The organism is Kitasatospora sp. NPDC056138, assembly GCF_042264695.1.
Taxonomy (GTDB): domain Bacteria; phylum Actinomycetota; class Actinomycetes; order Streptomycetales; family Streptomycetaceae; genus Kitasatospora.
Map to the genome: position 1 here is coordinate 116,677 of NZ_JBHJVK010000006.1, position 19,916 is coordinate 136,592.

Annotated in this window: 18 protein-coding genes; 8 read left to right on the top strand and 10 right to left on the bottom strand. The window is 72.7% G+C overall.

Annotated elements, in window-relative coordinates; genetic code table 11:
• The first annotated feature begins 94 nt into the window (after nt 1–94).
• From ACFC1R_RS06685 to ACFC1R_RS06705, 5 genes are all read left to right on the top strand, one after another.
• Nucleotides 95–1,900: an acyl-CoA dehydrogenase gene (locus tag ACFC1R_RS06685; protein WP_375933794.1), complete on the top strand. Its 1,806-nt coding sequence runs from the start codon at nt 95–97 to the stop codon at nt 1,898–1,900.
• A gap of 126 nt (nt 1,901–2,026) precedes the next feature.
• Complete coding sequence (locus ACFC1R_RS06690; RefSeq protein WP_375933797.1) at nt 2,027–2,248, top strand: hypothetical protein; 222 nt, start codon at nt 2,027–2,029, stop codon at nt 2,246–2,248.
• Nucleotides 2,249–2,400: 152 nt separating this feature from the next.
• Nucleotides 2,401–3,039, top strand: a complete 639-nt coding sequence (locus ACFC1R_RS06695; protein WP_375933800.1) for a transglycosylase family protein — start codon at nt 2,401–2,403, stop codon at nt 3,037–3,039.
• A gap of 585 nt (nt 3,040–3,624) precedes the next feature.
• Nucleotides 3,625–5,043, top strand: coding sequence for a glycine betaine/L-proline transporter ProP (gene proP, locus ACFC1R_RS06700; RefSeq protein ID WP_375933802.1), 1,419 nt, complete (start codon nt 3,625–3,627; stop codon nt 5,041–5,043).
• Nucleotides 5,044–5,310: 267 nt separating this feature from the next.
• Nucleotides 5,311–5,859: an SsgA family sporulation/cell division regulator gene (locus tag ACFC1R_RS06705; RefSeq protein ID WP_375933805.1), complete on the top strand. Its 549-nt coding sequence runs from the start codon at nt 5,311–5,313 to the stop codon at nt 5,857–5,859.
• A 118-nt stretch (nt 5,860–5,977) separates the two neighbouring features.
• Here the strand turns inward: ACFC1R_RS06705 and ACFC1R_RS06710 are convergent, their stop codons facing one another.
• Nucleotides 5,978–6,844: a polysaccharide deacetylase family protein gene (locus tag ACFC1R_RS06710; protein ID WP_375933808.1), complete on the bottom strand. Its 867-nt coding sequence runs from the start codon at nt 6,842–6,844 to the stop codon at nt 5,978–5,980.
• Nucleotides 6,845–7,342: 498 nt separating this feature from the next.
• On the opposite strand from ACFC1R_RS06710, the gene ACFC1R_RS06715 reads away from it, so the two are divergent.
• Nucleotides 7,343–7,792 carry an SRPBCC family protein gene (locus ACFC1R_RS06715; RefSeq protein ID WP_375933811.1) on the top strand — a complete coding sequence of 150 codons (450 nt, stop codon included), beginning with the start codon at nt 7,343–7,345 and terminating at the stop codon, nt 7,790–7,792.
• A gap of 172 nt (nt 7,793–7,964) precedes the next feature.
• Here ACFC1R_RS06715 and ACFC1R_RS06720 read toward each other — a convergent pair whose 3' ends face one another.
• The 6 genes from ACFC1R_RS06720 to ACFC1R_RS06745 all read right to left on the bottom strand — a co-directional run bounded on the left by ACFC1R_RS06720 (nt 7,965) and on the right by ACFC1R_RS06745 (nt 14,483).
• Entirely contained in the window at nt 7,965–8,153 is a 189-nt protein-coding gene (locus tag ACFC1R_RS06720) for a hypothetical protein (RefSeq protein ID WP_375933814.1), read from the bottom strand.
• A 28-nt stretch (nt 8,154–8,181) separates the two neighbouring features.
• Entirely contained in the window at nt 8,182–9,441 is a 1,260-nt protein-coding gene (locus ACFC1R_RS06725; protein WP_375933817.1) for a hypothetical protein, read from the bottom strand.
• A 90-nt stretch (nt 9,442–9,531) separates the two neighbouring features.
• Nucleotides 9,532–9,768, bottom strand: a complete 237-nt coding sequence (locus ACFC1R_RS06730) for a hypothetical protein (protein ID WP_375933820.1) — start codon at nt 9,766–9,768, stop codon at nt 9,532–9,534.
• Nucleotides 9,765–11,771, bottom strand: a complete 2,007-nt coding sequence (locus ACFC1R_RS06735) for an FAD-dependent oxidoreductase (RefSeq protein WP_375933823.1) — start codon at nt 11,769–11,771, stop codon at nt 9,765–9,767. Before ACFC1R_RS06735 ends, ACFC1R_RS06730 begins: the two co-directional genes overlap by 4 nt.
• Nucleotides 11,768–12,547 carry a ferric reductase-like transmembrane domain-containing protein gene (locus ACFC1R_RS06740; protein ID WP_375933826.1) on the bottom strand — a complete coding sequence of 260 codons (780 nt, stop codon included), beginning with the start codon at nt 12,545–12,547 and terminating at the stop codon, nt 11,768–11,770. Before ACFC1R_RS06740 ends, ACFC1R_RS06735 begins: the two co-directional genes overlap by 4 nt.
• Before the next feature lie 265 nt (nt 12,548–12,812).
• Nucleotides 12,813–14,483 carry a sigma-70 family RNA polymerase sigma factor gene (locus tag ACFC1R_RS06745; RefSeq protein WP_375933828.1) on the bottom strand — a complete coding sequence of 557 codons (1,671 nt, stop codon included), beginning with the start codon at nt 14,481–14,483 and terminating at the stop codon, nt 12,813–12,815.
• A 1,113-nt stretch (nt 14,484–15,596) separates the two neighbouring features.
• Here ACFC1R_RS06745 and ACFC1R_RS06750 point away from each other — a divergent pair.
• On the top strand, nt 15,597–16,175 hold the full coding sequence (locus tag ACFC1R_RS06750; protein ID WP_375933831.1) for a ricin-type beta-trefoil lectin domain protein: 579 nt from the start codon (nt 15,597–15,599) through the stop codon (nt 16,173–16,175).
• Nucleotides 16,176–16,544: 369 nt separating this feature from the next.
• Here ACFC1R_RS06750 and ACFC1R_RS06755 read toward each other — a convergent pair whose 3' ends face one another.
• Complete coding sequence (locus ACFC1R_RS06755) at nt 16,545–17,966, bottom strand: ATP-binding protein (RefSeq protein WP_375933834.1); 1,422 nt, start codon at nt 17,964–17,966, stop codon at nt 16,545–16,547.
• Nucleotides 17,963–18,691, bottom strand: a complete 729-nt coding sequence (locus ACFC1R_RS06760; RefSeq protein WP_375933837.1) for a response regulator transcription factor — start codon at nt 18,689–18,691, stop codon at nt 17,963–17,965. The genes ACFC1R_RS06755 and ACFC1R_RS06760 overlap by 4 nt, the downstream gene beginning before the upstream one ends.
• A gap of 257 nt (nt 18,692–18,948) precedes the next feature.
• Here ACFC1R_RS06760 and ACFC1R_RS06765 point away from each other — a divergent pair, with 257 nt between their 5' ends.
• Nucleotides 18,949–19,296, top strand: a complete 348-nt coding sequence (locus ACFC1R_RS06765) for a DUF1330 domain-containing protein (RefSeq protein WP_375933840.1) — start codon at nt 18,949–18,951, stop codon at nt 19,294–19,296.
• A 114-nt stretch (nt 19,297–19,410) separates the two neighbouring features.
• On the opposite strand, the gene ACFC1R_RS06770 is transcribed toward ACFC1R_RS06765, so the two are convergent.
• The gene (locus tag ACFC1R_RS06770) at nt 19,411–19,800 is read right to left on the bottom strand and encodes a hypothetical protein (RefSeq protein WP_375933843.1); all 390 of its coding nucleotides are present in this window, start codon (nt 19,798–19,800) and stop codon (nt 19,411–19,413) included.
• Nucleotides 19,801–19,916: the final 116 nt, after the last annotated feature.

Below are 19,916 nucleotides of genomic sequence, written 5' to 3' on the forward strand. Positions count from 1 at the left end.
AGCCGCGTGGTGGAGATCACAGAGAGCAGTCGGCCGGGAGGCGTGACCGTTCGGACGGGGTGCCGTTAGTCGTGGCATGACCATGTCTTCTCATATGCTTTCATGCTCGGATGTCCAGACCTCTGAGGCACTGACCGCGGAACTCTTCGCCGATCGCTTCGACCGGACACACGCGTCGTGGCGCAAGCTGTTCAGCACCGAGCCCTTCCGGTTCCAGGAGGGGCTGGCCCCGCACGAACGCGCCGCCCTGTCCTACCGGCGCCTGCACCTGGTCAACGAAACGCTCGACAGCGCCGAGGAGTTGGCGAGCGACGTGGAGCGGCTGACCGCCCTGCACGAGTGGGCCGCGCCGGTGGACGGGGGCCTCACCACGGTGGCGGGAATCCACTACAACCTGTTCCTCGGCAGCCTCCTGGACCACGATCCGCTCCGGCAGCGCGACCTCACCGACTTCACCGCCATGCGGCGCACCGGCGTCTTCCTGTGCACCGAGGCGGGACACGGCAACAGCGCCGCCCAGCTGGAGACCACCGCCACCCTCGACCGGGCCACCGGGGGTTTCGTCCTGCACACCCCCACCCCGGGCGCGCGGAAGTTCATGCCGAACACCAGCAGCACCGGCGGCCCCAAGACCGGTGTGGTCGCCGCCCGTCTCATCGCCGACGGCAGGGACCAGGGCGTCTTCCTCTTCCTCACGCCCCTCAGCGACGAGAACGGCCCGCTGCCGGGCGTACGGATCAGCCGGCTGCCGCAGACGGCCACCAGCCCGGTCGACCACTGCCTGACCTCCTTCGACCAGGTGCGCCTGCCCCATGACGCGCTCCTGCAGTCCGACCACGGACGCCTTGCCCCGGACGGCACCTTCACCAGCACGATCGGCAGCCGCCGCAAGCGCTTCCTGCGCTCCATCGGCCGCGTCACCACCGGCAAGCTCTGCATGAGCGCATCCAGCCTCGGCGTCGCCCGTCACGCGACGGCCCTCGCCGTGCGCTACGCCCACACCCGGCACACCAGCGGTGTGACCGCCAAGGGGAGCGTGCCGCTGTTCGCCCACCGCAGCCACCACGGCCGGCTGCTGGACGCCCTGGCCACCACCTATGCCGCGACCCTGCTGCACCGCACCGCGGTACGCAGCTGGTCGCAGGCCGGCGCCACCGACCGGGAGGAGAGCGAGCGCCTGGTCGCCGTCGCCAAGGCCTGGATCACCTGGCGGGCCCGCGAGGTCCTGACCGAGTGCCGCGAACGGTGCGGCGCCCAGGGGCTGTTCCTCCTCAACGGCATCGCCGGTCAGGTGGCCGCCAACGAAGGCGCGATCACCGCCGAGGGCGACAACCTCGTCATCTCGGTCAAGGCCGCCGGCGAGATGCTGCTGGGACACCACACGCCGGAGCCGGCCGACGGCACCACCCCCGAGGACCGGGAGCTCACCGACCCGGCCTTCCGCCAGGACCTCCTGGCACACGTCGAGCGCACCTGGCACCGACGCGCCCGCACCAGGCTGCGTGCCGCCGACACCCGTGACCCGCTCGGCCGTTGGAACGCCGCCGTCACCCCCGCCCTCGAACTGGTGGAGGCGCACGCCAACCGCCTGGCCGCCGACGCCCTGCTGGCCGCTGCCGACCGCACCGACCACCCCGGGGCACGGTCCCTGCTGCACGCCCTGCACCAGCTCTTCGCCCTGCGCCGGATCGCCACCCACAGCGGGGACCTCCTGGCCGAAGGACACCTGACGGTCCGTCACATCGGCCAACTCCCCGATGCGACCGAATCCGCCGTCGCCGCCCTCGTCCCGCACGCCCTGACCCTGACCGACGCCTTCGCCGTACCCGAGGAGGTCCTGCAGGACCGTCCCATCACCGACACCACGGCCGCCGGCCTCCCCGCGGGTCCGGCCTTCTGACACGGGCCCGGCCGGGTCTCCCGCCCGGGGCGTCCGCTGCGCCGGGCGGGAGCGTACGTCCGTCCAACGGCAAGTGGGCGCCAGGTGCGGGCGGGGCCCCGGGCACGTCAGACCCATGACACCAACGTGTTCGGCACAGCGGCCGCCACCCCCGCGATGCCGCCCCCGCTCCGCCGCGCCGGGGCCGAGTCGATCATCAGCGTCTCCGGCGTTCCCGGCTCTCCGGCCACCGGCCTCGGCCGGGTGCCGGGGACGACGCTCCCGCATCTCCGCTTCGACCCCGGCAGCGCCCTGCCGCCGGTCGGCGGCACGCGGCGGTCGGGTGGTGCGTGGCGGCCGGGCGGGTGAATGACCGGCCGCGCCTGCGGCGCGGGACGCCGGACGGCGTGCATGGGTGGAGGCGTGGCGCTACGGCGTCCGGTCCCTGTCCTCGAAGGTGTGGAGTGCCCATGCTGGCCTGTCCGTTGCTACCCCGTTCCGCCTCCAGGCGAATGCTTCTGATGCTGTGCACGTTCGGCGCGGCGGCCGCCCTCGCGCATCCGGCGACCGCCGCACCCGTCTCCCTGGACGAGGCCGCAGGCGCCCGGCCGACCGACGGTGCACATGGCGTGGACTGGGACCACATCGCCCGCTGCGAGAGCGGCGGCCGCTGGAACACCAACACCGGCAACGGGTACTTCGGCGGGCTGCAGTTCGACCAGCCGACGTGGCGTGCCAACGGAGGGCTCGCCCACGCGCCGCGCGCCGACCTGGCCTCCCGCGAGGAGCAGATCGCCGTCGCCGAACACCTCGCCAGGCAACGCGGTCTCTCGCCCTGGCCCGAGTGCGGTGCCCGCGCCCACCGGGCCGACGCGTACCCGGCGACAACCGGGCACCACGAGCGGACCGAGAAGGCCCCCACCGCCCCGGCCCCGCGGACCGACGACACCGGAAGCGACGACACCGGGGAGAGCGACGCCACCGGCAGTGCCGACGGCGCCGACAGTCGGACCGTCCAGGAGGGCGACACCCTCAGCGACATCGCCGAGAGCCGGAGCATCCCCGGCGGCTGGCAGGCCATCTACGAGCTCAACCGCGCCACCATCGGTGAGGACCCCGACCTCCTGCTGCCCGGCCAGGTCCTCCGCCTGCCCGCCTGAACCGGCGGATCGGGCCCGGCGCCCCGGCATGTCCCACCCGGGCGCCCGTGCGAGGTCCCGGTCCACCGCGCCACCCGGCTGCTGCCCCGGGCGGCGACGCCGACGCCACGGCCGGTCGGCCCGGCAAGCCGCCGGACGGTCCGTGGACGGGTGACGGGGCGGCCCGTGAACCGACGACGGGCGGCCCGTGAACCGGCGAAGGGGCGAACGGCAGAGATCGAACGGATGGGGCTCGGCGACCGGCCGGCCCCCAACCGCCCCCAGCGGGCCGGTACGCCACGGAAGTGACGGCCGGCCCGGCGGCGTTCGGAAGGGCCGCCCCTGCTACGCGCCGGGTGTGCGCGCGCCGAGCGCCGGACCAGGCACCGGCGCAGGCGCCGCAGCGGACTCCCCTGGCCCGGCCCCGGCCGCCTTCGATGGAGCAGCGATCACCTTCAGTGACGTCCGGTGACGATGTGAGCCCCCTCTCAACGGGCCACGTTTTCCGTTTACGCAGCCCGTACAGGGTTAGGCGCCTGCGGTCCGTATCGCCGAACACGAAGAGTGAGTCAGTTGAGCGCATTCACATCGACAACTTCCTCGTCCATGGAACACCGGATCCCCGGGACCCGTCAGGCACCACCGAACGGCCGGAAGCCGCTGTCCACGAACGAGGTGACCGTTGTCGAGCCCGGCATGCTCCGGCGGGCCGTGTCCGCCGCCGCGCTGGGCAATGCCATGGAATGGTTCGACTTCGGCGTCTTCAGCTACCTGGCCGTCACCCTCGGCAAGGTGTTCTTCCCTGCGGGAAACAGCACGGCGCAACTGCTGGCGACCTTCGCGACCTTCGCGGCCGCCTTCCTGGTCCGGCCGATCGGCGGGATGGTCTTCGGCCCGCTCGGCGACCGGATCGGCCGGCAGAAGGTGCTCGCCGTCACCATGATCATGATGGCCGTCGGCACGTTCTGCATCGGCCTGATCCCCTCCTACGCCACGATCGGGGTCTGGGCTCCGGTGCTGCTGCTGGTGGCCCGGCTGGTCCAGGGGTTCTCGACCGGCGGCGAGTACGGCGGCGCGACCACGTTCATCGCGGAGTACGCCCCGGACCGCCGACGCGGATTCCTCGGCAGCTGGCTGGAGTTCGGGACCCTCGTGGGCTACGTGGCGGGCGCCGGGCTGGTGACGGCGATGACCCTCGGCCTCGACGAGCGGAGCCTGCTCTCCTGGGGCTGGCGACTGCCGTTCCTGGTCGCGGGCCCGCTGGGTCTGATCGGCCTCTACATGCGGATGCGGCTGGAGGAGACCCCGGCCTTCCGCGCGCTCCAGGAGCAGGCCGAGTCCGCGGAGCAGCAGCGTCCGAAGACCGGCTTCCGGGCCCTGCTGGCGGGGCAGTGGCGGGCGCTGCTGCTCTGTGTGGCTCTCGTGCTCGTGTACAACGTCACCGACTACATGCTGCTCTCGTACATGCCGACCTACCTGACCGCCGAACTGGGTTTCGGCGCCACCCGCGGGCTGCTGCTGATCATCGCGGCCATGGTGCTCATGATGGTCGTGAACGGTCCGGTGGGGCACCTCTCGGACCGGTTCGGCCGACGACCGGTACTGCTGGCGGGGTGCCTCGGCTTCCTGTTCCTCTCGGTGCCCGCCCTGCTGCTGATCCGCCGGGGTGACCAGTGGGCCGTCATGCTCGGCCTCGGCGCCCTGTGCCTGCTCCTGACGTGCTTCACCGGCGCCATGCCCGCCGCGCTTCCGGCGCTGTTCCCGACGCACGTGCGGTACGGCGCGCTGTCGATCGGGTTCAACATCTCGGTGTCCCTCTTCGGCGGGACCACTCCGCTGGTCGTCACGTCGCTGATCAACGCCACCGGTGACCGCATGATGCCCGCCTACTACATGATGGCGGCGGCCGTGATCGGCGCCGTCGCGGTGTGGCTGATGACCGAGAGCGCTCGCCGCCCGCTGCCCGGATCGCCGCCGGCGGTCGAATCGGCGGCGGAGGCCGAGGAGTTGCTCGCCGCCCGGTAGGTGCTCGCGCCGGACGGGCAGCGGCACTCCGGCGCACACGCAGACCACCCGCAGAACACACGTGGAACCACCCGGGAGCGGGGCTCACACCATCAGGTGAGCCCCGCTCGGCGTGTGCGGGAGCCGGCTTCGAACCCCGGGTTCTCCTCAGGGCGACCGTGCTGACGGTTCATCGAGACGGTCCGGAATGAACGGCCCGGTGCCGGGCAGACGCCGCGACGTCGCACGGGCCCGGGTACGGGTCAAACCTCAGAAGGAGACGCCCCCATGGACACATCCGTCCGCCACACGGTCGAGTTCACGCTCATCGGCGACCTGTTCCCCACCCGGAGCTTCCACGCCGCGCTCCGCTACGACACCGCGGACGCGTTCGCCGTCCGGATGGTCTTCCCCACCAGCGAGACCCTGGACGGCACGGCGAGCACCTGGGCCTTCGGCCGCGAACTGCTGGCCACGGGGCTGGACTCGCCCCGTGGGGACGGCGACGTGCGCATCCGGCCACTGAGCGCACAGCACTGCCTGATCGAACTGCGGGTCCCGGAGGGCTCGGCGCTGCTCACCGCACGGACGGCTTCCCTCCGGGCGTTCCTCGAAGCGACCTACGCCCTCACCGCCCCCGGTTCCGAGCGGCTGCCGGTCGACTGGGAGACGCTCCTCGCCGACACGGCGAGCGGCCGGGACCAGGGCCAGGACCAGGACCAAGGCCGGGGCCGGGGCCGGGGCCGGGGCCGGGGCCGGGGCCGGGGCCGGGGCCGGGACGAGGAGCGACGGGCCGGCCGGGGAGTTCGGATCGGCCGTCAGCGAGGGACGTCGTGAGCCGGCTCAGCCCTCGCGGGGATGCTGCGGAGTGCTCCCGGCGCTTCGGCGCGCCGATGCCGTGTGCGGATCGACGGCACGCCGGGAGCAGGCTGTGGCGGCAACCCGCCGGGAACGGTCAGCTCGCCGGGAAGTCGAAGGTGTAGCCCTGCTGGACCAGCCACGGGAGCAGCTGGCTCAGGGCGGCCACGGTCTGGCTGCGGTCGCCACCCCCGTCGTGCATCAGGATGATGCCGCCGGGGTGCAGCTCCTGCTGCGCGGTGGCGAGGATCGCGGCGGCTCCCGGGCGGCACCAGTCGCGGGTGTCGACCGTCCAGCCGAGCGGCCGCAGGCCGCTCTGGACGGCTATCGCACGGTTGTCCGCACTGAAGTCACCGCCGGGGGCGCGGAACCAGCCGACCTTGGTGCCCGGTCCGCCGGCCTTGGTGATCATGTCCTTGGCCCCGTCGATCTCGAAGACCTGACGGTCGTGCGGCAGGGTGTGCATCGGCTGCGGGTGGTTCACGGTGTGGTCGCAGAGCCGGTGTCCGTCCGCGACGATCCGCTTGACGATCGCCGGGTCGGCGGCGGCCTGCGGGCCGATCTGGCAGAAGGTCGCCTTGGCGTGGTACTGCGCGAGCAGGTCGAGCACCTGTGCGGTGGCCGGGCCCGGGCCGTCGTCGAAGGTGAGCGCGACGGTCCGTCCGCGCTCTGCGGTGTGGTAGACGATCGAGTGACTCGGGGCGTCGGCCGCAGGCGGCAGGGCCGCGGGGCCGGACGCGGAAGCAGGGGCGGAGGCGGCCGGTGCGCCGGCGGCCGGCGGCGTGCCGGCCGCGGTCGAGGGCAGCGTAGCCGCTGTGCTCGACGAGGGCCCGGAAGCGGTGGCCGCGCCGGGGGACGTCGGGCCGGCGGTCGTGGTCGGGGCCGCAGCCGCACCCTGGGCGGCAGCCGGGCCGGTCTCGGCCGGTGCACCCGGAACGGTGCTCGCGGCCAGGACGACACCCATGCCCGCACCTGCGCCTGCGGAGGTGCTTGCGGCCGCGGGGGCGCTCGGGTCACTGCTCGGGAGCGGCGTCACACTCACCCCGTAGCCGGCCTGTGTCTGTGCCGCCGATCCGTGGGACGGCCCGCAGGCGCAGGCCAGCGCGAGCGACAGCACGGCAGCACCGCCGGCAGCGGCGCGGCGGAGCAGAGGACGGGGGGTGCCGCGGTCCGGCATGGCGACTGGCCTCCTGTTGTGGTTCCAGCCGACCGGAGTGGATGCGACTGCTCCATACGACCATGGACGTACACGGACGACTTTCGAAGCGTTCACCGGTACTTGAGAGAATCGTCACGGGTTCGCCCCGGCAGACGGTGAGCCATCCGACCGGACGCTGTTGCGCGCGTCACCTCCCGCACCGGCCGGACCCGGCCTGCCGCCCTCGGGAACCCCGGGTGGCATGGCCCGCCCCCGAGCGGGCAGACGCGAGGAGACCCAGTCCCTCCCGCTTGGAGAGATCCGATGACACAGGTAGAGGAATCGATCGAGGTCGGTGTCCCGGTGTCCGTGGCCTACGACCAGTGGACGCGGTTCGAGGAGTTCCCGATGTTCATGGACGGCGTGGAGCGCGTCGACCAGCGCGCCGCCGGCCTGACGCACTGGGTGGTCAAGGTCGCCGGGGCGACCAGGGAGTTCGACGCACAGATCACCGAGCAGATCCCGGGCGAACGGGTGGCCTGGACCACCGTGGCCGGTGACGTGCACCAGGCCGGCGTGGTCACCTTCCACCGGCTCGACGACAGCCGGACCAAGGTGATGCTGCAGCTCGCCCACGCTCCGCACGGCCTCACCGAGACCGTCGGCGCCAAGCTCGGTTTCGTCCACCGCCAGGCCATCGACGACCTGCGGCAGTTCAAGACGTTCATCGAGTCCCACGGTGCCGGAACCGGTGGACAGCCCGGCCGGAACTGACCCACCTGTGGGGCACGGACCGCCCGGCCGACCGCACATGCGCGTACCGGTCGGCCCCTCGCGTTCACCGCTGACAGGGGGCCGACCGGTACGCCGACGCTTGGCCCGGTGTGTCTGCGACTCACCGACCCACCGGAGGAGGCTCGCTGGACGAGGACTCACCGGAAGGGACTCACCGGACGAGGAGGAAGGGCAGGCCCTCCCGGCCGGCCGCTGCCCACGCCCGCCGGCGGCGGGCGGCTCCGCTGCCGGACACGGTGAGCCGCTCCAGCAGCTCGCCGACCAGGGCGGTGTCCCCGTTCTCGGCCGGACCGGCGGCGAACCCGAGGACTTCCCGGCAGCCACGGCCCCCGGTGGTCACGGCTCTCGGTCGTCACGGCTCTCGGTCGTCACGGATGGGCCGGCGCGGCGGGTCGGCAGCCGAGGTTGGTGAGCGACGCCGCCAGGCGCTGGGTGAGGAAGTCGAAGAGGTTCTGGCCGGCCTGCGGGGACGGGGCGTTGACGGTGAACCGTTTGTCGAGGTTGATGCGTTGCGCTCCGAGGGTGGCCAGGTCGGCGCAGTAGGCCCTCGGGTCGCCGTTGGCGGTGGCGCCGAGCCGGGGCTGGCCGACGCCCGCCCGGTAGAGATCGGTCTTCTGCCGGCTCTGCCTGTTGTTCTCGGTCACCATGGGGTCGTTGAGGGGGACCAGCGCGACCGGGTCCTTCTGGAACTCGGCCGCCTGGAGCTCGTTGAGGCCGAGTGAGGTGACCTTGCTACCGGGGTCGGCGAGGTCGGGGGCCTTCCACGGGGTGCAGCCCAGCGCCGGGTCCTCGAAGTCGACCAGCAGCAGGTTGTCGCTCCCGTTGAGGAGCGCGGTGGTGTTGCGCATCGTCCTGCCGCGGCCCAGGACGGCGGAGTTCCTCGCGGTCTTCTGGGCGATCGTGCCCCGGGCGGTGGCCAGGTACTCGGTGGTGACGTTGTCGCTCTGGTCCTGGTCGACCAGACCGAAGTCACGGGTGGTCAGGCAGGGTTTGCCGTCGCGGGCGGTGCCGGGCGGCGGGACGGTGAGCCGGCCGGCCCGCACGGCGGCGTTGGCCGCGCTGAAGAAGGCGGGGGCGTTGCAGTAGGCGAACTGTCCGAAGGGCTGCCCTCCCGGGGTGCCGCCGACACACCCTCCGGCCGCGGTCCGGCCGCGCAGGGAGAGCGTGTTGCCGTTGTAGCCGAACCAGATGCCGACCACCGCGTTCGCCGGCAGGGTCGGGACGACGGGTGCGACGGCCGGGGCGGTTCCCCGGTCGACGACCAGCGGGTTGTAGACGGAGACGGCGCCGGTGGCCGGGTCGAGCACGGTGGCCTGGACGAACGCCGACTGGTTGGGGTCGGACTCGTGACAGGCGCCCTGGGCCGGATCGGTGGCCGTCAGCGTGTAGGGGGTGGCGAGACCTCGGGCCGTGAGCGGGTTGTCCGGCACCGTGAGGCTGCAGTTCGGATTGGGCTGGGCAGGCGACGGGGCGGCCGCCGGCCGGTCGCCCGGCGTGGTGGCCGCGAAGGACACCCCCAGCAGGGCGGCGCCCGCGCTGAGTACACCGGCGAGGCCGAGGCCGAGCACGGCGACCCGTCGCCTTCGGGCACCGGACCGATGCTGCCCGGACTGTCGTGGAAACGTCATCTGAGGCTCCTCCACGGAGAGTCGATCCGATTGACGTAGCGGTCAATTCGGCTGGATGGATCGGACGTTGACCGTCCTCGGCAACCTGCTCTAGTAGTGCGGGGCCTGCGCGGCACTGCTGCTGCTGCCGGGCGCGGGCGCCCGGCCCGGAGGCATCGGGGATGCGGTCAGCATGACCTGGAGGTAGAGGCCCGTCGCGACCACCATCACGGTGGCGATGAAGGGCCAACGGACGTTCCCCCGCGCCGGCAGGCTCAGCAGCCACGGCAGCAGGCTGCCGGTCCGCCGGGGGAACCGGCGCCTTCGACGGGATGCTCGGCGGCTCATCGACGCCTCCTCCTGTTCGGTTTCGACGCCCCCGGGAGCGGGCCGATGCGGCCGATCCGGTCGCGGTGGTCCAGCAGTTGGCGCGGCATGTCGAAGGCCACGGCGGCCACCAGCTGGGTGCCCTGCGGAGTGTCGCGGTGGTAGGCGGCCACGAAGCTCTCGGACCGCAGCGAACCCTCGACGATCTCCATCCGCTCCCCCAGCGCGGGCATGCCGACCGCCTGCAGGCGGACCCCGTGCTGTTCGGACCAGAAGCGCGGGACCGGCGTGAACCTCGATGCCCGTTCGGGTCCCTGGAGCAGCGAGTCGGCGGCGTGCTGTCCCATCTCGACCGCGTGGATGAGGTGCTCCACCCGCCGGGGTGTGGCGTCGAACCGCAGGTTGGGCCACCGCGCCACATCGCCCGCCGCCACGAGACCGGGCACCGGACGGCCGGTCAGGTCCACCGCGTGGCAGGTGGCATCGCACAGCACTCCGTCGGCGACGTCCAGTCCGCTGCCGTGCAGCCATTCGGTGCGCGGCACGCTGCCGAGGCCCAGGACGACGAAGTCGGCGTCGATCACCTCCCCGTCGTCCAGTCGCAGGCGGAGCCCGGAACCGGTGTCGGTCCACTCGCTGATCTCGGTGCCGAGCCGGACGTCGACGCCGGCCCGGGCCTGGATCCGCCCGACGACCGCCCCCAGCCGGCTGCCCAACACCCGCCGGAGGAGCGGAGCACTGTGCACGACCAGGGTCACGTCCATGCCGTGGTCGCGGGCGGTGCAGGCGAGCTCGCAGCCGACGAAGCCGCCACCGAGGATCACCACATGGTGGGCCCGCGCCGCGTGCATGGCCTGCTGGATCGCGGCCGCGTCCGTCAGGGTGCGGACGGTGCGGATCCGGTCGCTGACCACGGGAGTCCGCGGCAGCCGCTTGGCGTCGACGCCGGTCGCGAGCACCAGACCGTCGTAGGGCAGTCGTTCACCGCCCCGGAGGTGCAGGGTCCGCTGCTCCGGGTCCAGACCGATCAGGTGGGTGCCGAGCAGCCAGTGGGCGTCGAGGGACTCGTCGGCCCGGAAGGTGAGGTCCTCGCCGCTCAGCTCACCGGCCAGGAACTGCTTGGACAGGGGCGGACGGCTGTAGGGCCGACGCGTCTCCTCCCCGACCAGGACGAGTTCGCCGTCGAAGCCCCGCTCGCGCAGCCTGCTCGCGGCACTCAGCCCGGCGAGCCCTCCCCCGGCGACCACGATCCGCCGCAGGCCGTCCCGGCTCGCCGCACGTGTACGGGAACGGCGGGCCGGGGTGCCCGGCGAACCGCCCCGGATGGCGATGGCCTGCATCGGGCAGCAGCGGACCGCCTGCCGCGCCTGGGCCGCGAGGTGCGCCGGCACGTTCCCGGTGTAGTGCAGCGAACCGCCCTCGGAGATCCGGAAGACCTCGGGCGCCTCCTGCTGGCAGATGCCGTAGATGTGGCAACGGTTGTTGTCCACGCTGACCTTCACCGGCTCGGCTTCGGGCACCAGCCGGGGACGGGAGGAGGAGAGGAACTCCTCGGCAGCGGGTACCGGTACCGGTGTCGGTGTCGGTGTCGGTGCTGGGACCGGCTGCACGGCCGGCAGCACGCCGCCGTGGAACTGGTCCGTGCCCTGCGGGTGCCGGTGTTCCCCCAACTCGTGGCCGGTCGGCGCAAGATGGGGCGGCCGTACATGAGGAACAGTCAACAGCTGTTGTGTGTGGGGATTCTGCTCGGCGTACGCAACGGAACCGGTGGGCCCGATCGGCTCCGCCCACCAGGGGTGCCGGACCTCGGCGGCAGCGGGATCGTAGGCGCGGACGTCCGCCACGTACCCCGGCACGGCCTCCGGCAGCAGTTGAGCCGCCTGCGGCTGCCACTGCCACTGCCACTGCCACTGCCACTGCCACTGCCACTGCTGGAGGGTCTCCTGCTGGGGCCACTGCCCCTGGGGAAGCCGTTCGCCCTGCGGTTGCCAGGCTTCGCCCGGCCACGCCTCCGGGACGGTCATCGGACGGCACCCTGATCGCTCGGGAAGGCCCCCTGGCGGAGCCTGGACAGCGAGGGGAGGATGCGGATCAGGAAGGCCAGCAGGCAGGTCAGCGCGCCGGCCGCGACGCCGATCGCGACGGGATTGAAGTGACGCGGCTCCGGGTGAACGGTGAAGACGTGCAGCCAGATCAATCCGAAGGCGACATAGGCCCACTGATGGAGCGTCAGCCACCTTGCATAGCCGAGCCGTTGCTGCAGCCACACGGAACACCCGACCGCGATGGCCAACTCGGTGCCCAGGACGCCGAGTCCGACGGGTATCCGCTGCTGACCGCCGGTGAACGGGACCAGGAGATTGGCGGTGCCGATCTCCCACACGCCCTGGTAGGTGAAGGTCAGGCCGTGGATCGCCCCGAAGATCAACGCCGAGAGGGCGATCGTCATGTGTGCCCCGTACACCGTGCGGCGGTTGACGTTGCGCTGGAAGTAGCGCATGCGGAGCACCACCCCGAGGACGACCGTGGCCACCATCAGGGCGTAGGAGATGATCGCGGCGAGGCGGGCGATCCTGTGGACGCCCGTGTCGTACGGTATCTGCCTGTCGTAGGCATCCAGTGGAGAGCCCGGTATCGGGGCGGCGGCCGATGCCGGCTGGCTGACCAACGCGGATATCACTGCGGCGAGGGCGGCTGCCGCCACGAGTATCAGGACGGACGCGCGGAATCGCCTGCGGACATCGCTCGACAGGATGCCCTCGACGCCGCCTGGTGACACTGCGTCGGAAATCGTGGTCATGGATTCCTGGCTCCGTGGTATCTCGCGGGCGTGCCGAGGTGAGGGAGGAGTCATCGACACGCCCGCCGTTCCGCGCCGGGTCGCTGCGGGAACCGAAGGACGGGGGAGAGTGCCGCCCTCCGGGAGGAGGGGAGGACGGCACCACTGATCGTAGGGTCCGGTCGATGCGGGAATCCGTGGGCGCAGGAGCCTCTAAGCAACCCATAAGGTTGCGCTGAGCCACCGTCAGCCGACAGCCGACCCCGTCAGGCGGCTGTCGGCCCTGTCAGCCGGACGCGGCGAGGTCGAGGGTCCACAGCAGGCCGCCGGTGGACGGCGCGGTACCGACACCGGCGTCGGTGAACCGGCAGTCGAGGATGTTCTGCTGGTGGATGGCTCCGTCCAGCCAGTCGTTCAGCACGTCACCGGGGGCTTTCCTGTTCTGGTCGATGTTCTCGCCCCACCTGCTCCACCGGTATCCGGCCGCGGTGATCCGGCTGTCCGGTTGGCCGCCCTGCCGGTCGGTGTGGTCGAAGTAGTGGTTGGCGGCCATGTCCTGGGAGTGCTGCTGGGCTGCGGTGTGCAGCCTCGGGTCGACGCGCAGTGGCCGGCAACCGTTCTTCGCCCGCTCGGCGTTGATCAGATCGACGAGTTGCCGTTCCAGGCTGCGCGGCGACGGGGAAGCGGACGGCGTGGCGGACGGTGTCGGACTGGGCGACGGGCTGGCGGTCGCGGTCGAGGGCGCCGGGCTCGCGGAGACCGTCGGGGTCTGCGTCGTGGGTGTGACGAGAACTGCGGCGGTCTCGGGCGTCGGTACGGGGGCGGATCCGGCCTGCGGGGGCTCGGCCCGATCCGGGAGCGCTCGGACCACACCCAGGACGGCAACGGCGACGGCGAGCACACCGGCCACCTGACCGCCGTGCCGTGTCCAACGGCGGGCCGCTCGCCGCGCACCGCGCGGGTGGGAGCCACCTGCTCCATCCGTACCGCCGTGCTGGGGCGCACCGGGGGAACCCTGCTGCGCGGCCTGCGGGCCGTGGGGCTGTGAGGCCGGTGCCGCAGAGTGGGGAGCTGCTGTGCCGGGAGCGCCGGTGGAGCCGGACGCCGGTGAGGCGGTGGCGCCGGACGCCGGTGCGGCTGTGGTGGGCAGCGAGAGTCCGCCGGTGGGCAGCGACAGTCCACCGGTGAGCAGGCCGTGGCCCGCGAAGCCGTGCACCGGGAGCACCAGGACGAGTCCGGCGAGCAGTCCCTCGGCCGGGACGAGATCCTGGCCGAGGCGGGTGCATTCGCGGCAGGAGCGGATGTGCCGCGCTATTCGCTTGCGCCACAGCGCGCTCGGCCGCCCGTCCCAGGCCGAGGTGAGCTCGGCCAGCTCGGGGCAGAGCGGTGTCGCTGAGAGGGCCCGCACCACCGTGCGGCTGGCCTCCAGTTGCTCCTTCATCCGCTGGACCCGCACGGCTGCGTGCTGCGGGGACAGTTCGAGCGCGGTCGCCAACTCCGCCCGGGTGAGCCGGCCCGCCGCCTCCAACCACCACAGGGACAGCAGATCCCGGTCGTGCTCGTCCAGCCAGCGGGTCGCCTCGGCGACCTCGCGGCGCTGTCCGGACAGACCGAGGCGCAGCACCGTCAGCTCGACGAAGTCCCCTGCGGGGTCGGCGACCTGCTCCATGCCGTCGAGCGTCGAGGCGGTTCCGGCCCGGCGGGCCGACCAGCAGCGGCGGACCTCGTTCATCGCGACCGCCACCAGCCAGGACCGGAACGAGGACAGGTCCCGCAGGCCGCCGAGGCCGCCCACCACGCGGATCATGGCCTCCTGCACCACATCGTCCACGTCCGGGTGGCCGTTCATGGCACGGCCGACGACGTTGTAGACCAGCGGCAGATATCCGGCGATCAGCCGGTCCCGGGCCTCTTCGTCCCCGGCGCGCGCGGCCGCGACCACCAGCTCGGTATCCATTCCGCCTTCAACCTGCATCCGCTGTCCTGTCCTCACTCGTCCTGCACGCGTCCCGATCACAGGGCTCCCCTACGAGGGGGAGACCTGACAGGGCGGCACGGATAACGGGAACCCGTCGCAGAAGTCTGCCGGACCTTTCCGTTATCCCGCTCCCGCCCGGAGGTTCTCCCAGTACGTCGGAACGGACTCCGACGCGAACCCGCTCAGGAAGCAGCCAGTATGAACGACAACCGGCAGCCCGGTCCTCCCTCCCGCAGGGGCCGAAGGACCGGCCGAGGCACGAACGGCCCGCAGCCGACGGTCTGTTACCGAATGCGCGGCGCGCTCATGTGCAGACCCGACGAGCAGACCTTCACCAACTCGCCTTCACCGACTCGCCTTGCCGAACCGGCCTTGACGAACAGGTCCTGACGGACTCGCCCTGACGGAGCGACCGCACGGACCGCCGGGCGCCGTGACGCGCGCGGGCACCGCCCGGTTCCCCACCCTGCTGGAGGTAGGAGACCATTGTCAGGTACGCGGATGGGCAACCGTTCCGTTGCCGAGCCGATCTCGATTCTCGCTACGGGGATACCACCGGTGGCCGGGCCGTCGACAGCGGCCGACCCGCCGGGGCCGGAGGTCCCGCGAGGTGTCCGCCACCGCGCGAGGCCCGCGATGCCCGCCTCCGGTCCAGTGCACGGGCGCTCCCGTGCCGGACGTTCGCACACCTTGCGCTCGCGTACGGGGCGACCGGTCGGCGCCGCCCGGTCGGCAGGACATCACCAGGGCAGGCTGCTCCGAGGAGCGGCGGCGGCCGGCGCTCTGTCGGCGGCGGTACTGATCGGGCTCGCGGTGGCCGGCGCGGTGACCTCCGTGCTGCCCGGAGACGACGAAGCCTCGACCGCCTCCGCCGCGACGCACCGCCTACCGGCCCTCACCGTTCTCTCTCCGCCCCGGCCCCCGTCCGCACCCCCCGGTCAGCCGCCGGTCGGGGCGGGGGCCACCGCCACCGTTTCCCCATCCCCATCCCCATCCCCCACCTCCGCCGACCGGTCCGACGGCTCCGCGACACCGACAGCCGCACCGCCACCGTCGTCCCCGCCCGCCCGGGGCTGCGCTCCCTCCGGCGCCGTGTCGACCCCGGGCTGCGACCCGCGTCTGCCCGGACAGGGGCCGTCCACCGCCCCGGCAGCACCCGCCCCGCGCCCGCCGATCCAGCAGGGTGACGCATACCTCCAGCTGGTGAACGCCGGGTCGGGTCTCTGCCTCGACGTGCGGGACGAGTCCCTGCAGGCCGGCGCGGACGTCGTGGTGAGTGCCTGCGGCGGGGCCGTGACCCAGCGGTGGAACCTCGGCCGCGACGGGCTGATCCGCAACCTCGCCGACCCGGCCTACTGCCTGGACGCCGACGACGGCGCCAACGGTGCTGTCGGGGTCCGGCCCTGCTCCCCCACGGATTCTCCGGACGAGGTCTTCTCCATCACCGCCGCCGGTGCGATCCGCGTGGCCTCCGACCCCCGGTTCCCGGCCGTGGTCGTCGTACTGGCCCCCGTCGGCAACCGGCCGGGCAGCGGCGTGCGGCCGAGAGCGGCGGCCAAGGCGGACGGACCCGACAAGCCGAACGGGCCGAACGGGCCGAACGGGCCGAACGGGCCGGGCTCCGGATCGAGTCGGCTCTGGTACCCGGGCGCGGCCGAGACCCCCAGGTAGGCCGCCCGTACCGATCACTGAAACCGATCATTGAACCGATCCCGCCGGGTGGGACACACCGCCCCACCCGGCAGGACGGATCGGCGGTCTCCCCGTAACAAGGGCCCCTCACGGGCGGGTTGACGGCCGCAGGGCGCGGTCGATCCGGTCGCCGTGGTGCGAGGGCTGTCGTCACAGGGCCCAGACCGCCGGCGCCGGCCCGCCCCGGCCTCCCGCAACGGTGGGCCGGGACGCCAGGTGCACGCACGTACGCACGTACAGGTGCAGGCCCGCGCGCAGCGCAGGCACGCCGGTGCCACCGGACGGAGCCGGGCGGTTCCGGAACCCGCACCTGCACCCGTACCTGCGGGCCGCACGCGGCGGCGCCACTCAGCTCTGCCGGCTGAGGCGCCCGCTCTCCGCTGCACGCCGGCGCCGGTGGCCCCAGGGCCGGCCGAGGCTGCGGCGCGGCTCCGGGGCGAGGCCGAGAACCACCTCCACGCGCGCGCCGCCCGACGGGCTGCGGAGGATCCGTACGCTTCCCCGGGTCGAGTCGGCAGCACTGCGTGCGATGTCCAGTCCGAGACCGGTGGACCCGCCCGTACTGACGCCACGGGACAGCGCGCCGGCCGGGTCGTCGATGCCGCGCCCGCCGTCCTCGACCACCAGGACGACGCTCTGCGCCGTCCGCTGCACGCTCACCGCGAAGCCGGTCCCCTGGGGCGTGTGCCGGAAGACGTTGCCGACGAGGGCGTCGACGACAGCGGCGAGGTCGTCCTCGGACAGCCGTACCGGCGTCGGTTCGTCGGTCGCCTCGAACATGCACACCCGGTCCTGCTGCTCGGCGAGGACCGACCAGAATCCGACCCGGTGCCGGGCCAGTTCGGAGACCTGGCACGGCTTGCCGAGCTGCTGGTCGGGGCGGAAGGAGCCGGTGTCCCTCGGCCCGGACCCGCCCCTGCGGCCCACCGGCCTGGTGGACAGGGGCGCCCGCGCGGCCAGGATGATCGAGTCCAGTTCGGACTCCAGGTGCTGGATCGCGGCGGCCACCCGGGCCGAGCCCTGGACCGGGCCGATCTGCTCGGCCGCGAGGCGCAGCGCCGTCAGCGGAGTCCTCAGCCGGTGCGACAGGTCGGCGACCAACTCTCTTTCGGTTGCCAGTAGTTGCTTCACCCGATCGGCCATGGCGTTGAAGGCCAGGCCGGCCTCGCGGAGCTCCCTGGGACCCATCGGCGCGACCCGGGCGTCCAGGTCGCCGGCGCCCAGGGCGGCCGAGGCTCCGGACAGCCTGCGGGAGGCGCGTACCACCCGGGCACCGAGACGGTCGGCCACCAGGACCGAGCCGATCACCAGGCCGACGGCCAGCAGGGACATCGTCGCCCAGGCCCTGGTCACGCCCCGGGTCAGCTCGGCCTGTGGCACGAACTCCTCGACGACGGCCACCTGGTCCCGGCCCAGGAGCACGGGCTGCAGGTACTCCCATCCGCCGGGGACGTCTCGGGCCTCCGCCTCCCGGTCCAGCACGACCCGGTTCAGCATCCGGGCGGAGGCGTGTTCGCTGCCGATGACCTGACCGTCCGGCAGGTGTACGGCCAGTCGGTCCGACGCGTCCAGACGGCTCATGGCCCGGGCCAGATCCGCGGGCCTGGTGGACAGCGCAAGGGCGGGTACCGCCGCCACGGCCCGCTGCTGGGCAGCCGTGGTCGCCTGGGTGTGCACCTGGGTGCGCAGCAGCAGGGCGAGCGGGACCAGGAAGGACACGGCCACCATGGAGGTCGCCACCAGGGCCACCATGGCGAGGGTGGCCCTCACAGCGGTGACACCAGCTTCACTCCCACACCCCGGACGGTGTGCAGGTAGCGGGGCCGCGAGGCCCGTTCGCCCAACTTGCGGCGCAGGCAGGACAGATGGACGTCGACGGTCTGCTCGTCCACGTACGGCTGGCGCCACACCTCGGCGAGGAGCTGGCGCTTGGAGATGACCCGGCCGGCGTTCCGGGCCAGGAAGGCCAGCAGGTCGAACTCTCGGCGCGTCAACCCCAGCTCCCGGCCGGCCAGGTGGACGGTGCGCGCCATCGGGTCGATGCGCAGCTCGCCCGCGACCACCGGAGCGCGGTCGACACCGGGCGCGCCGCCCGCCGGGCCTGCCTCGCCGGCTTCCAGTGCTCCGGCGCCGACGGCGCAGCGTCGCAGCACGGCGCTCAGCCGGGCGACGAGCTGTCCGCCGGAGAACGGTTTCACCAGGTAGTCGTCGGCTCCCGCGTTGAGCAGGTCGATGATCTCCCGCTCGTCGTCGCGGGCGGTGGCCACCAGTACCGGGACCTGGGAGAGGCCGCGGATCATCCGCAGGGCGTCGGCGCCGTCCAGATCGGGCAGGCCCAGGTCGAGCACGACCGCGTCCGGCTGCCACTGGGTCACCTCGCGCAGCGCACCGAAACCGTCGGGAGCACTGCGCACCAGGAGTCCGTGGGCGGTCAGGATCTCTATCAGGGACGTGCGAATGGTGGGGTCGTCTTCGACGACGAGGACGGACGTCATGGCGCACACCGTAGCCGACTCCCCGGCGGGGCGGGGGTTTCTCCAACCGGCCGCTGGGAGTGGCCGGTTGACCCGCATCGTCGAACACGGCACCGGCGTCCGGCGTGCGGACCGGTACTGGCGGGCGTGTACGTACGCCTACCTATTCATGACCGATTCCGGCCGTCGCGCGCTCGCCTAGGGTCAGGACCACGAGCACCGAGCACCGAACACCGAGCACCGCTCGACACCGATCCGCACCGGCCCCAGGAGCAGTCATGACCGCCTACGCACTCTGCCACGTCCACTCGGTGGAACCCTGCGAGGACATCTTCACCTACATCGAGAGCATCGAGGCGACGCTGGAGCCCTTCGGCGGCCGCTTCATCGTGCACGGCGGCGGCGAGATCGACGTGGTCGAGGGCTCCTGGGGGCCCGACGTCATCATCATCGAGTTCCCGGACCGCGCGGCCGCGCACGGCTGGTACCACTCGCCCGCGTACGGGAGGATCGCTTACCTGCGGACCGACCACATGAAGGCGGATCTCATCCTGTTCGACGGTGTTCCCGCCGACTACAGCGCCAAGGAGACGGCGCGCGCCCTCAGGGCACGGGCGGCGCACTGACCGGGCCCGGCCGGCCGCAGGGCACACCCGGACCGGGGAACGACGGCGCCCGCGCAGGAACCCGACAGGAACGGGAACCCGATGGGACGGACCCGCTCGACGGGGGACGCCCGGTCACTGGTCCGAGTAGCTGAGGTCCCCGACGGTCCAGCTGCTCACGTCCGCGATGGCGATGCGGTACATGCCCCCGGTGTGGGGCAGCCCGAAACTCCCCTGCAGGATCCTCGCGAGGTGGAGGTGCAGATGCGTGGGCCGTCGGACCTGGCCGTCGGCGGCGGACGCCCCGGCCGGGTCCGCTGCGGGGACTGCGAACAGGGCGGAGAACGGCTTGAGGTGGTCCGAGGTCGCGAGCACCTCGGCCACCCGTTCCCGCCACAGGTCCTCCGGTGCCAGCCTTCCGGTGATGACCGCGCCCGGGACGACCACGGTCAGAGGCATCTGGTTGCTGTGCTCGGACTCCACCATGGCGGCGATGTCGACGAGCAGCGCATCGGGTTCCAGCATGGCGGACAGCCTAGTACCTGCCGCTGCCGCTTTGCAGTGGGCCCCGCGCCGACCGTCGAAGATCCCACTACCGGGCCCGGGCCGAAGGTCCCGCCCCGGCGTGGCGTTCGGCCGGC